Source organism: Bacillus sp. IT-79MI2 (assembly GCF_949768135.1).
In the GTDB taxonomy this organism is placed as follows: domain Bacteria; phylum Bacillota; class Bacilli; order Bacillales; family Bacillaceae_G; genus Bacillus_A; species Bacillus_A pseudomycoides.
On the sequence record NZ_CATKPV010000022.1, the window covers coordinates 75,488 to 88,627 of the forward strand.

The window sequence follows — 13,140 nt, forward strand, 5'->3', positions numbered from 1 at the left end:
ATGAGAGGGTGGATAGAGAATGACCGTTAAAAAACTTTATTTTTTACCAGCCGGCCGCTGTATGTTAGATCATTCTTCTGTTAATAGTACGCTTACTCCTGGTAAACTTTTGAATTTGCCGGTATGGTGCTACCTTTTGGAAACGACAGAAGGTCCAATTTTAATAGATACAGGGATGCCAGAAAGCGCAGTAGATAATGAAAATCTATTTAAGGGAACGTTCGTTGAAGGGCAGATTCTTCCGGAAATGAAGCCGGATGATAGAATTGTAAATATTTTAAAACGAGTGGGCTATGCGCCAGGAGACCTTCTCTGTGTTATTAGCTCTCATTTGCATTTTGACCATGCTGGGGGGAATGGGAGCTTCATCCATACACCCATTATTGTACAACGAACTGAATATGATGCTGCTTTACATAGAGAAGAATATTTAAAGGAATGCATATTACCAGATTTGAACTATCAAATAATTGAGGGAGATTATGAAGTAATACCAGGTGTTCAATTGCTTTATACGCCAGGGCACTCTCCTGGTCATCAATCAATCCTCGTTAAAACGGAAAAGTCAGGTTCTGTTTTATTAACAATTGATGCAGCTTACACACAGGAAAACTTTGAACAAGGTGTCCCATTCGCAGGATTTAATTCAGAAATGGCCTCCCAATCTATCGAACGATTAAAAGAAATTGTTTTGGATGAAAAGCCTATTGTTTTCTTTGGACATGATATGGAACAAGAGAAAAGGTGTAAAACATTTCCTGAATTTTTATAATGTACTCATTTTACAGAAATAAAAATAATATAACTACACCTTTTTCTATATTGATTTATGGAGATACGATATTCTAATACAATCTAAAAAAGGTGGAAGGTATGAGGGGAATCATAATGCTGTTTAGTGTAATGATCTGTTTTTTGTCATTAATAAGTAGTTGTGATCGCACATCAATAAAGTGAAACTTTAATCAGTGGAGGGCATCCTCCACTTAAATTCTTTGCTTTTGCTGAATTTTGGGGTGGGAATCTTACTGCCCATAAATAGAGAGGTAAATTACTTTAGTTGTTGAGAAGGTGGAATCGCTGATTCTACCTATTTTTATATCTTTGTGGCATTTTTCAATGTCTGTAGAGTAGAAAATCAAGACATTTCTTTTACTTTTGTAAAAAAGGTTGACCAGGATAGCCAGCTGCTAATCATTACTGAAAGAAACGCTGCAACATATAAAGTATTTGCACGATCAAATAAACGCTACTGAAAATTTCTTTACCAGTATTTTTTTCTGATTTAGGTTTAGGCTTGTTCATCTCAAAATGGAATTTGATTTTGTTTCCAGAACCATCGTAGTAAAATTTCATATGTTCTCCTCCTTGTTTTTTACGTTTCGGAATACATAGGCGCAGTGGTTAATAAAACCTGGTACACATTCTGTAACATATTTTTCTTAGAAGTAATAAAATGCATTATATTCTTAGAGAACAAATATTTTAAACAAAACATGAATTACAGAACCAATTTTATCTATAACTTTAAATTTTGTAAGTTAATAAAACTAGGTGTAGATGTAAAATAAAGTCATGATGTTTGTAAAAAAGCTGTATGAATGGTGTTTTAAACCATACCGCTAGTTAAAGAAAATACATATGTGGTGGACCTTTTGAGATAGATATAATTATGTAAAAATGATAGTAAGGAGGGCGAGGAATTGTTTAATGATTTTAAGTTTGTAGACAATCGTCCGGTGTATATCCAATTAAAGGATCATTTGAAAAAAATGATTATGAAAGGCCAACTATTGGAGCATCAGAAGCTCCCATCTACCCGAGAATTAAGCAAATTATTATCGATTAGCAGAACGACTGCTCTCACTACTTACGCAGATTTAGAACAAGAAGGCCTAATCTATGCAATAAAGGGAAAAGGAAATTTTGTAGGGAAAGTCGATGCATCCAAAACACCATCTATCGAACTAAACTGGAAAGAAAAGCTTAATGAAGTTACCTTGCAAGCTGATGAATTAGATTTAATGAAGCACGGTGTTCGCTGGGAAAAGGGCATGATTTCATTCAATAGCATTGCTCCAGATGAAAAACTTTTTGATGTCGAAAATTTTAAAAGGGCTTTTTTGACGAGGTTATCCAATGAAGGAGATATCATTTTGAACTACGGATATGCTAAAGGTTATAGACCCCTAATTCATTACCTTCTTCACTATATGGAAATGAAAGGAGTAGACATTTCCAACAAAGATATTCTCATTACGAATGGCTTCACTGAGGGCCTGGATATTTTATTGTCTTCCTTAGCTAAAAAATCCGGGCGTATTATTTGTGAAAACCCTACCCACCATACTGCATTAAAGCTTTTTCGATTACATGGATATGAAATCCACGGGATTGAGATGAAGGATGATGGTATCGATATTTGTCAAGTTGAGAAAAGTTTGTCCGAAACAGATTTTGATTTTGCATATCTAATTCCGTCCTACCATAATCCTACTGGGATTGTCACCTCCTCTGAAAAAAGGTCTAAAATTATGAAACTTTTTTCAAAATATCAAATTCCAATTGTAGAGGATGGATTTAATGAGGAATTACGTTATTCAGGTTCACATTTAGCGCCGTTATTGACTTTTTCCGGACCCGGGAACAATGTTGTCTATATTAGCAGTTTTTCAAAAGTTCTTTTTCCGGGCTTACGTGTTGGTTGGATTTTAGCGGATAAGAAATTAATCCACTACTTGGAAAGTATGAAAAGGGCACGAAATATTCATACGTCCACATTGGATCAGGCAGTACTTTATCAATATTTACATGATGGCTATTTCGAAAAATATTTAAAAAAGGCCAAGTCAATTTATAAGAAAAAATATGAACTAGCCCTTCATTCTTGTAATCAATACATTCCATTTAAAAGAATGACTGGAGATGGCGGACTTCATCTTTTTATAGAGTTAGAAAAAGGAATAAATGCACGTATACTTTTGAAAAAATGTTGTCAAAAGGGAGTTGTTTTTTCTCCTGGAGATGTCTTTTACACAGATGGAGGGGGAAGTAATACATTTCGATTAGGATTCTCTCGCTTAAAAGAAGAAGATATTCTCAATGGAATTAAAATAATTGGTGATACCTTAAATAATGAAATTTAGGAGTTGGGAAAATGAGAGTTGGCGTTATTATGGGAGGAGTGTCCTCCGAAAAACAAGTGTCCCTCATGACAGGGGAAGAAATGATTGCACATTTGGATAAGAGTAAGTATGAAATAGTGCCTATTAAACTAAAGGATAAAAAAGAGCTTGTTGAAAAGGGAAGAAATCTTGATATTGCATTGTTAGCACTTCATGGAGAATATGGGGAGGACGGTACGATTCAAGGTACACTGGAAACTCTCAGCGTTCCATATACCGGAAGTGGCATGCTATCAAGCGGTATTTGTATGGATAAAAATATGTCGAAAAAAATGATTCGTTATGAAGGTATTGAAACACCAGATTGGATTCATCTTTCAAATACGGAAGAGCTTCAGCTTGATGAAATAGATAAAATGGGGTATCCGTTAGTGGTAAAACCAAATTCAGGTGGTTCCAGTGTAGGGGTAAAGATCGTATACGATAAGGATTCTTTATTTTCTTCTCTTGAGGATGTATTCAAATGGGATTCTGAAATAGTGATTGAAAAATATATAAAGGGTGAAGAAATTACATGTTCTATTTTGGACGGAAAGCTTTTACCAATCATTTCGATTCAACATACGGCTGAATTTTTTGATTATCATGCGAAATACGATGATATCGCTACGATTGAAGAGGTTGTGGAACTTCCGGCTACCACATATGAACGTGTTGCCGAAGCTGCAATGACCTGCTATAGAGCATTAAAATGCAGTGTTTATGCTAGAGTGGATATGATTATAAAAGATGGAATCCCGTATGTTATGGAAGTGAATACATTGCCGGGGATGACAAAAAATAGCTTGTTGCCTAAAAGTGCCCATGCGGCAGGAATATCCTATAACAAGCTATTGGATATGATTATTGAAACTTCCTTACAGGTTAGAAGGAGCGAAGGTTTCTAATAGCACATGAAATGCAGTATGGAAATCTAATTGAAATTCTTATAATTCAGGTGAAAAGAGTTCTGTGTCTAGTTTATTCTGTTTCGTATTTTTCATAGTATGTAAAAATATTATTTTAGATGAAGAACACTATGTCTTATAGTCTTTCTAAGAACCATTCGTATATTTCCGTGTTAATTCAAGTCTATATTAATACACAAAGCTCATGGTAGTTGTATGAACAAAAAATATCCCACTTTCTCCTATCATTCACGAATATTTAAGTTGTGAAATAAGTAGCATTACAAGGTTAATAAAATTAAACCAGATTAATAATGTGTCCATATTATACTCTGGTTTAGCATAAATACGAATGAATGATGATATGTAGAAAGGTAGGTAGTTCATATGAGTAATCCAAAACATTATGTTTCAGTGGGTGTCGTTGTTGTAAACGATGAAGGGAAGATCCTGTTAATTCGTGGTCCGCGTAGAGGATGGGAGCAACCAGGAGGGCAAGTTGAAGAAGGGGAATCCATTCAAGACGCTGCTATTAGGGAAGTGAAAGAAGAAACAGGAATTGATATTCGTGTGACGAGGTTCTGTGGTATATATCAAAATCTAAGTTTAGGTGTTTGTGCTACTTGTTGGCTAGCAAAACCTATAGGTGGTCAGTTAGAAACAAGTAGTGAGAGTTTAGAAGTCGGATTCTTTACTGTTGAAGAGGCTTTAAAGATGGTTACGTGGTCAAATTTCAAAGAGAGAATCGTAAAAAGTTTAGATGAAAAAGAGCAACCTTTTTTTGTGGTGCTTTAATCGATAGTAGTGGGGAATATAGTGTAATCAAAAATAGAGAAAGCGCAGCTTTCTCTATTTTTGATTAACGTTTTATATGATTTAAAAAAGTAATTGTTTTTTCAACCGTGGTTTTATTAATAGAATAATACTTTGTTTTACCTTCTTTTCTCACATGAAGAAGATCGCCGCTTTCTAGTACAGCTAGGTGCCGAGATACCGTACTTTGATGTAATCCAGTCTCATTAATAATTTCTTGGGCAAATAATTCTTGATGATTGGCAAGTGCCGTTAATATAGTTAAGCGTGCTTGATCACCTAAAGCAGTAACAGCAGGGATGATTTCATCAATATTCAACCGAGTATCGGCTTCAGCATTTTGTTGTTTAGGTGTTAGTTTTGGTTCAAATAAAATATAGAGGACTTCATCTACTTTAAAAATAGATAAGAAACTGCCCATATGCAATGTTGGAATAAAAGTAATGTTTTTGGAAGAACGAATCGTTTCAACCCATGAACTGTCAGGATATAATCCAGTTATAAAAAAAACAATTTCATCATTTGTTTTACATGAATGAGTAGAAATAGATTGTAATTGCACAGTTTCTTGCTGCAAAGTACTTGAATAATTGAGCCATACAGGTTCAAATGCAGCTTTCCAAAAGTCTTTTAATAGGGCGATTATTTTTATTTTTACCTCATTTACATCTAGAAAAAAGGACACTTTTTCTTCAGTAGATGCGATTCCCCAGCTTTCTAAAACCACAGTTAAAGCAATTTTTCGTGTAGATATATGAGATAAACTTTCTTCATTAAGTTGAATGCCATGTAATAGTTGATCTATTTTTTTGTCATTAGGTAAGTTAGCGTGATAGTAATTTATATTTTCAATAATTGCATATGTAATTAATTCTTCAATTTCTTCGCTAGATAGACTTTCCCACCAAGAAATGAAAGGTCCCCATTCTGTGTGTGTAGAATCAGCTAAATCTATTTTTTTTAAAATAAATTCCCGTAATATTGCACCATGAGCGAGTACAGATCGTAAAGAAAGAAAATTTTCATGGAATGTTTGTGAAAGTTTGGGTACAGTCGCCTTTATCCAAGGAGAAGTCATAGTATGATTGCCTTTTTGGTAATCAATTAACAATATATTCGTAGCAATATTTACTCCCATAGATGTTGCAATGTTAATATTCGCTTTTGGGTATGTTGGCGTAAGAAACTCTTTTTTCATAGAAACCTCCTGAAAATAAAATATTCCATATTTACATATTCGATATATGAATGTTAATATAATTTTACAGCAATTCAGAATTTATTTCAATTCATGCTGTTTATCAATTTAGGGGGGAATAAAAAATGATTCAAATTCAAAAAGCTTCAGTTTGTCATGTGGAAGGGATTTCTAAAGTGTGCTCAGATGGTTGGTGTGATACGTATGTGGATTTAAAAGAAAAAGAATATATCGATGCGGTAATTGAAGAGTTCTATCAATTTGAACGAATTTATCAAGAAGTTACTCTGCCCATGCCAGGATGGGATGGCTGGTATGTTGCTTTAGAGAATGGAGAAGTAGTTGGTGCTGGTGGAGGTGGGATGATAAGTGGAAAAGTAGGAGAACTTTTTGTGCTGTATTTAAATCCTAGTAGAAGAGGTGAAGGGATTGGAACAATGCTTTTAAACGCAGTTACAGAAAGACAAATTGAACAAGGTGCAACAAAACAATGGGTTTCTGTAATGAAAGGGAATCAAAAAGGAATTCCTTTTTACGAGGCAAGAGGTTTTGTACAACAAAGTAGTGTAGATCTGAAAATTCGCTACAGAAGAGATATTTCATAAATGTATTTCGAAATAAAATATGGAAGAGGAGAGGCCGTTGTATAAAACGATTTTAAAAAATAAAAATATAATGTATTACTTATTGGGAGGGGGAGTCTCTAGCTTAGGCGATATATTAACTGGATTGGCCTTTGTTTTTCTTGCTTATGATTTAACTGGATCAGAATTATATACAACAGGAATGGTAATTGCGACAACGATTCCTTATCTTTTGTTTGGATTAGTGGGCGGTGTTATAGCCGATTGGGTGCAGAAAAATAAATTGCTAATTATGATTGATATAATTCGTATTCCGCTCATCCTTTCTCCTGTCTTCTGCTATTACTTCGATGTTTTAACCTACACGTATATGATCATCATAAGTTTTTTTATTCAGTGTTGCGGTTGTTTTTTTAATCCAGCACACCGAGCGCTATTACCAATTATAACCCCTATAGAACAACGGAATATGACGAATAGTTTATATGATTCCGTAACGAGAGGGATAACTGTACTCAGCCCGTTTCTCTCCATATTGTTAATGAAGACAGTAGGTGTCATTCACTTTTTTACGATTGATGCAATTACATATTTCATAAGCGCACTTTTTCTTATCAAAATGAATGTAACAGAGGACGTGATGGATGCAAAAAAGAAACAGGTGAAAGAAGTAATACTCTCATTGCGAGAGTTTTGGATTTGGATGAAATCTAATAAACAAATTACATTTTTATTTCTTCTTACATTTACAATGGTTTTTATGAACACATGGGTTTGGAAAGTAGGATTACTCGTATCTTTGGGGGAGTTCACGAAAGACAGTAAAGAAGTTTATAGTGTTATTCAAGGTTTCTTCGGATGTATCGTAATCATTACAAATATGATTATTCCTTTCATATGGAAGGAGTTAGATTTAGCTATTTATACAATTGCTTCGATCATTTGGGGGATTGGGATTTTCCTACTTGGATTTACATTCAACATTCCATTTTATTTTGTTGGAGTATTCATAGTAGGCATTGGCTTGCCACTAGCGGGACTAACAAGGGTATACATATTACAAAAACTTGTTCCTAAAGATATGTTAGGGAGAGGGTTTAGTTTTAATGCGGTTTTGCTTTATTTAGCGGATACAGCATCGCTTCTCATATTTGGGATTCTTTCTATATTTGTATCTATAAATGTTATTTTTATCGTTTGTGGAATCGGAATGATTATTATGTCTGTTGCATTGAAATTCCTTGTCTTTAGAAGGCACTCTGTTAAAGAAGAGACAAAGTTGATGTGTTGAACCTGGAGGTATTCGTACATAAAAGGAATAAGTCCAATGCAAGCGAGTGGATTTATTCCTTTTCTATTTTTTGGTATGCTGTTAGAGTTGTACCTTACTATTTTTTATGGGTTCATATGTTTTATCGACCAATAAATTATAAGTGAGTCCAAGTAATACTAAAAAACCACCGATTATTTTACCGATAGATACATCGTTTGATGTAAAGAAATCAATTATTACTCCCATAAATAATTGCCCTACAAAAATTAATAACGTTAAATAGAAAGATGATATCTTAGGGGTAATATAGTTTGATAACACGATTACAATAACACCTACTAACCCACCTAAATACACTACAAATGGTATAGATTGCAATGTTGCAGTTGATACGTGAAGAGATTCATTGCTAAAGATTAAAAATAGAAAAGAAAAAAACAGTCCTGTAATATAATTAAAAAATGTCCCTTGGAAAATCCCGATCTTTGCTGCTAAGTTAGCATTAATAATTCTTGCAACTACAATGGAAATTCCAGCTAAAATGGCAATACAAATATATAACATGGTTCCATCCTCCATTAAAATATAGTCATAACAATGATTCCAGAAGAAATTAGCAGTAATCCAAAGATTTTTTTCTTTTCAAATTTTACGACCTTCATCCCTAATAGGCCGAAATGATCGATAATAATAGATGAAACAGATTGCCCAAGTAAACTTAAAGCGATTGTAATAGAGACACCAAGTGCTGTGAAGCTTATATTACTAAATAGTACGGTAAAAACACCGATGGCTCCTGCACTATAAAGATAAAGCGGTATCCCTTTTTGCATGCGAAGTTTGGATTTGCTAACGAGTAAAACAATGACAATAGCAACTAATCCAACGATATGAATCATCACACTAGATGTATAGTTACCTGTCATTTCAGATAAGATACCATTTAAAGGAATCATAATGGCGATGAAAGCACCTATAATAATTGAGAGCAAATTATACAATGACGTTCCCCCTTACAAATTTATCCCGCTATTCGCGAGCAGTAAGACCCCCACCTCAAAATTCAGCAAGAGCAAAGAAGTTAGGCGGGGATCAACTGCCCGTAAAAGCCCTATTCGTTCAACTAATAATCAGTGAGGGATGAAGAAAACCCCCACTGATTAAAGTTTCACTTTACATGCAATGTAGCATGATTAAATCGTGAGTTACTATGACATATGTCATAGTAGAAGGAAGAAATTTTTTTTATAATTGGCTCTGTTAAAGACTGCTGTTGATTTTTTGTTAAACTAACAGTGTAGTTTAATACAATAAAAAAGTTAATAAATTTTTATTTAAATGAAACTATAATGCGATTAACAGTAACGGGGTGCGTTTATGGATGAACGAAAGATGCGTTTAAAACGAAAGGTGAAAATAGCTAAACAAAAGAGCCAGAGATATAAATTAATGAGGTTGCTAACCGAAGATATGTCAACTGTCATAGAAAAAAGTGATGTAATCACATCTCCAGAATTAGAAATAATTCTTAATAAGGTTCACGAGAAATGGAAATTTGAATTACATAAATGGGATTTTGTGATTAATTATAGTAATTTCAGAAAGGAATTTAGTTGGGAACAAGAGGTTATTCAGTATGTGCAAAGGATAGATATTGAAGAAAAATTAGTTTATTTATTTTTGGGCATAGATGACAGTCCAATATTTCTTGTTAACGGAAAATGGGCAATAGAGAACTTTAGCATTCTATGGCAATGTATTAACAATGATGATATATGGATTATTAGTCAAGATTTTAGCTATGGTGTTCTGGTTTTTCGCTATGGAGGATATTTGGAACACGACCCTAATCCAAAAGAAATTTTTTATGCAATTACAAAATGGGATAATTAATTTAAAGGCTACTTCAACTAAAGAATCGGTTAGTTGAAGTGGAAACCAGAAAAGGGCTGAGTGAACCTTTTTTCTTTTCACAAGATATCAACATTATCATTTAACAAAGCCTTATAATTAAAAAGAGTTACAGAGGTGGGGGATCTATGAAGAAAATAAGCAATTCTCATAAGTTAGATGATTATGTAAGACAGAATCATATTGAATCATTTTTTAGTAATGACATGAAATCCTATATGGAACTATTACTCTTTAAAAAGAATGAACATATTTGTAAGGAGAATGAAGATATTCACTATTTATATTTCTTTGTTGAAGGAAAAGCGAAGGCTTATAACACATTAAGTAATGGGAAATCTGTATTATTATGTTTTTATGATGACTTGCAAATATTGGGAGATGTTGAATTAATCCACTCACAAAAAACAGCTTCAAATGTACAAGTGATGGTAGACTCTTATTGCATTGGAATCCCTTTAGAAAAGGTGAGAGAACGATTGCTTCAGGATGCAATCTTTTTAAGGTGTATCTGTGGTTCTTTGTCTCAGAAGTTAAATAGACTGTCAAAAAACAGTACAATTAATTTACTGTATCCTCTTGAGAATAGGTTAGCAAGTTACATTCTTGCGACTGGGGAAAGACTTATTCATAATGAACAAAGAATTATATTTAATGGGAATTTAACTGAGACATCGGAATTGTTAGGAACAAGTTATAGGCACCTACTACGGACATTAAATATTCTTTGTGATAAAAGCGTAATAAGAAAGAATAATGGGTACTTTGAAGTGACAGATATAGATTTTTTAAAAGAGCTTGGTACGGATGTTTATAAATAAACTGATTGTAAATGTAGATGTTTGAAGTTTTTTTGAAAGATTATATTAGAATTTTGGAATGGCAGGTGCTCCTATGAAACAGAAAGTAGCTATTATTTCAGATATTCATGGAAATAGTTTTGCGTTAGAAGCGGTATTAAAAGATATCTCACGTCGTAATGTTGATTTGATTTTTAATTTAGGGGATAGTGTGTATGGTCCCATAGATCCTGTAGGAACAATCAAGATTTTAATGAAGCACAAGATGAATCATATTAGAGGTAACTGCGATCGAATGCTATGGGAGTCGATACAAGATTCATCAGTTACTCTAAATGAAGTGAAAAAGCTATTAACAACTAAGCATTTAAATTGGCTAAAGGAACATCCTTCTCAATATATTATGGAAGACATTCTTTTCTGTCATGGAACACCAGATTCGGATGAAATATATTTGCTAGAAAAAATGACAGAAGATGGCGGGATATTGAAGACTACAGATGAAATTATGAAACATCTTCAAAACATAGAGCAAAAAATAATTGTATGTGGACATACTCATATTCCTAGAGTTGTATATTTACCAGATGGGAAAGTGGTTATCAATCCAGGGAGTGTAGGACTTCCTGCTTACAAAGATGACTTACCGATTCTTCATAAAATGGAATCAGGATCACCACACGCTAATTATGTAGTTATGGAAAAGGAATCAGAATGGTGGATTATCGAACAAATTTCATTACCATACGATTGGGAGAAAGCAGCAGAGAGTGCAGGTTGTAATGGGCGAAATGATTGGGCGGTGGCGTTACGAACTGGAAGGATGGGATAACAATCTTGAGATTAAAACAAACCGAAGATCCGAAGTAGTTTTAGTGATTTCTAGTGAGAAGTAATGCGAATATAAAGTATATGGATGTTGTAGCATAGATTGTTTATTTTTTAAATTTGAAAAGCACCATCTTAGTGGTAAGGGAAAGTTTCTTATCACTAAGATGGTGCTTTTTTATGTTTACATATTGGGTAGAAAAAGAATTGTTTTCCTTGATTTGTAAAAAGAAAATTTATATGATTGGATAAAACATATGAATATATGAACAATTATTCATATGTTTTTCGGAATGAAAAGGAGGATAAGAAAATGTTAGATGTAATTATAATAGGAGCTGGTCAAGCAGGATTAGCTATGGGATATTACTTGCAGCAAGGAAACTATAACTTTGTTTTATTAGATGAAGAAAAGAGAATTGGTGATTCGTGGAGAAAGCGATACGATTCTTTACAATTGTTTACACCAAGAGCTTATTGTGCACTGCCGGGTATGAGGTTAGATGGAAACCAAAATGAATTTCCTACTAAAGATGAAATCTCCAATTATTTAGAAGAGTATGTACAGCGTTTTTCTTTACCAGTGAGGCTACATACAAATGTTTTTAAAGTAAGAAAAAAGGAGGATGAATTTGAGGTGTATACTCCTAAAGAAGTACTACGATCTAAACGCGTTATTATCGCATCAGGTGCTTTTCAGCAACCTTTTATTCCTCCAATCGCTCAAAATCTTTCCAATGATATTTTTCAAATCCATTCTTCACAATATCAATCACCAATACAAATTCCAGAGGGATCAGTCCTTGTAGTAGGAGGAGGGAATTCCGGTACACAAATTGCAGTAGAACTAGCGAAATCTCGTGATGTTACGATTGCTGTAAGTTATCATCTTTCCTTTTTACCACTAAAAATAATGGGGAGAAGTATTTTTGCTTGGCTTGAAAAAATAGGATTATTATACGCTGGAACCAATACAAAGGGAGGTAAATGGTTTCAGAAGCAGAAAGATCCTATATTTGGTTATGAATGTAGAGAGCTTATTCGTAATGGAGCAATAGCATTGAAGCCGAAGGTCGTAAATGCATTGCAGAATAAAGTAGTGTTTTCAGATGATAGCACATGCCATGTTCAGAATGTAGTATGGTCTACAGGGTTCATACCAAATTATCAGTGGATTGAAGTAGAAGGTGCAATGAATCAAGCAGGATCACCAGTTCATACAAGAGGTGTTAGCGGGGTGCAAGGGTTATACTATATTGGTTTACCTTGGCAACATCAAAGAGGATCAGCACTTCTTTGTGGTGTGGGCCGGGATGCAGAATTTTTGTTTTCAATTATTCAAAAAGAAGATTCAATGTTTAATAAAAGAATAAAAAAATAGATCGGTAGCAATTCCTACCGATCAACTATATGTACATGAATTAGGAGAGGTCAAACTTTTATTAAATTCATTATAATGTATTCTGATAATTAAGAAAACTAAAAAGTGATCTTTGTATGTTGAGAAAGTTTTTTGTGCTGCAATATATGAAGAATTAAGAATATTGCATGTGAAATATGTAGTGTAGGTTTCATTTGTAAGGATAATAATACCAATTTTCGTGTTATTTAGAGATAAATTTTGGTAAAGTTATAATATGGATATTAATTTATATAAAATT

The 13,140-nt window shown here is 33.6% G+C and carries 14 protein-coding genes; 10 read left to right on the top strand and 4 right to left on the bottom strand.

The annotated features are described in order from the left end of the window. The first annotated feature begins 19 nt into the window (after positions 1-19). Positions 20-772: a quorum-quenching N-acyl homoserine lactonase AiiA gene (gene aiiA, locus ACM6HU_RS01445; RefSeq protein WP_016115542.1), complete on the top strand. Its 753-nt coding sequence runs from the start codon at positions 20-22 to the stop codon at positions 770-772. Positions 773-1,197: 425 nt separating this feature from the next. On the opposite strand, the gene ACM6HU_RS01450 is transcribed toward aiiA, so the two are convergent. Continuing rightward, entirely contained in the window at positions 1,198-1,356 is a 159-nt protein-coding gene (locus ACM6HU_RS01450; protein WP_016115541.1) for a hypothetical protein, read from the bottom strand. A gap of 347 nt (positions 1,357-1,703) precedes the next feature. Between ACM6HU_RS01450 and ACM6HU_RS01455 the strand changes: the two genes are divergently transcribed. The 3 genes from ACM6HU_RS01455 (at position 1,704) to ACM6HU_RS01465 (ending at position 4,867) form a co-directional block, all read left to right on the top strand. Next, positions 1,704-3,146, top strand: a complete 1,443-nt coding sequence (locus ACM6HU_RS01455; RefSeq protein WP_016115540.1) for a PLP-dependent aminotransferase family protein — start codon at positions 1,704-1,706, stop codon at positions 3,144-3,146. 11 nt (positions 3,147-3,157) lie between these two features. Then, a complete protein-coding gene (locus tag ACM6HU_RS01460; protein ID WP_414847963.1) occupies positions 3,158-4,072 on the top strand; it encodes a D-alanine--D-alanine ligase in 915 nt (304 codons plus the stop codon). 387 nt (positions 4,073-4,459) lie between these two features. Beyond that, a complete protein-coding gene (locus ACM6HU_RS01465) occupies positions 4,460-4,867 on the top strand; it encodes an NUDIX hydrolase (protein ID WP_016115538.1) in 408 nt (135 codons plus the stop codon). Positions 4,868-4,931: 64 nt separating this feature from the next. Here the strand turns inward: ACM6HU_RS01465 and ACM6HU_RS01470 are convergent, their stop codons facing one another. Then, positions 4,932-6,083, bottom strand: coding sequence for an ArsR/SmtB family transcription factor (locus tag ACM6HU_RS01470; protein ID WP_016115537.1), 1,152 nt, complete (start codon positions 6,081-6,083; stop codon positions 4,932-4,934). A gap of 125 nt (positions 6,084-6,208) precedes the next feature. Here ACM6HU_RS01470 and ACM6HU_RS01475 point away from each other — a divergent pair, with 125 nt between their 5' ends. Together ACM6HU_RS01475 and ACM6HU_RS01480 are read left to right on the top strand one after the other, a co-directional pair. Next, the gene (locus tag ACM6HU_RS01475; protein ID WP_016115536.1) at positions 6,209-6,688 is read left to right on the top strand and encodes a GNAT family N-acetyltransferase; all 480 of its coding nucleotides are present in this window, start codon (positions 6,209-6,211) and stop codon (positions 6,686-6,688) included. Between the two features lie 37 nt (positions 6,689-6,725). Then, positions 6,726-7,958 (top strand): MFS transporter, encoded by a 1,233-nt coding sequence (locus ACM6HU_RS01480; RefSeq protein WP_016115535.1) that lies wholly within the window; start codon positions 6,726-6,728, stop codon positions 7,956-7,958. A gap of 81 nt (positions 7,959-8,039) precedes the next feature. Here the strand turns inward: ACM6HU_RS01480 and ACM6HU_RS01485 are convergent, their stop codons facing one another. Further along, positions 8,040-8,504, bottom strand: coding sequence for a DMT family transporter (locus tag ACM6HU_RS01485; RefSeq protein WP_016115534.1), 465 nt, complete (start codon positions 8,502-8,504; stop codon positions 8,040-8,042). Positions 8,505-8,518: 14 nt separating this feature from the next. Further along, on the bottom strand, positions 8,519-8,941 hold the full coding sequence (locus ACM6HU_RS01490; RefSeq protein ID WP_016115533.1) for a DMT family transporter: 423 nt from the start codon (positions 8,939-8,941) through the stop codon (positions 8,519-8,521). Positions 8,942-9,317: 376 nt separating this feature from the next. Here ACM6HU_RS01490 and ACM6HU_RS01495 point away from each other — a divergent pair, with 376 nt between their 5' ends. From ACM6HU_RS01495 to ACM6HU_RS01510, 4 genes are all read left to right on the top strand, one after another. Then, positions 9,318-9,833: a hypothetical protein gene (locus tag ACM6HU_RS01495; RefSeq protein WP_033671331.1), complete on the top strand. Its 516-nt coding sequence runs from the start codon at positions 9,318-9,320 to the stop codon at positions 9,831-9,833. Between the two features lie 146 nt (positions 9,834-9,979). After that, positions 9,980-10,672, top strand: a complete 693-nt coding sequence (yeiL, locus tag ACM6HU_RS01500; RefSeq protein WP_016115531.1) for a transcriptional regulator YeiL — start codon at positions 9,980-9,982, stop codon at positions 10,670-10,672. Positions 10,673-10,745: 73 nt separating this feature from the next. Further along, positions 10,746-11,483: a metallophosphoesterase family protein gene (locus tag ACM6HU_RS01505; protein WP_016115530.1), complete on the top strand. Its 738-nt coding sequence runs from the start codon at positions 10,746-10,748 to the stop codon at positions 11,481-11,483. A 309-nt stretch (positions 11,484-11,792) separates the two neighbouring features. After that, positions 11,793-12,860 (top strand): flavin-containing monooxygenase, encoded by a 1,068-nt coding sequence (locus tag ACM6HU_RS01510; protein ID WP_016115529.1) that lies wholly within the window; start codon positions 11,793-11,795, stop codon positions 12,858-12,860. Positions 12,861-13,140 lie beyond the last annotated feature (280 nt).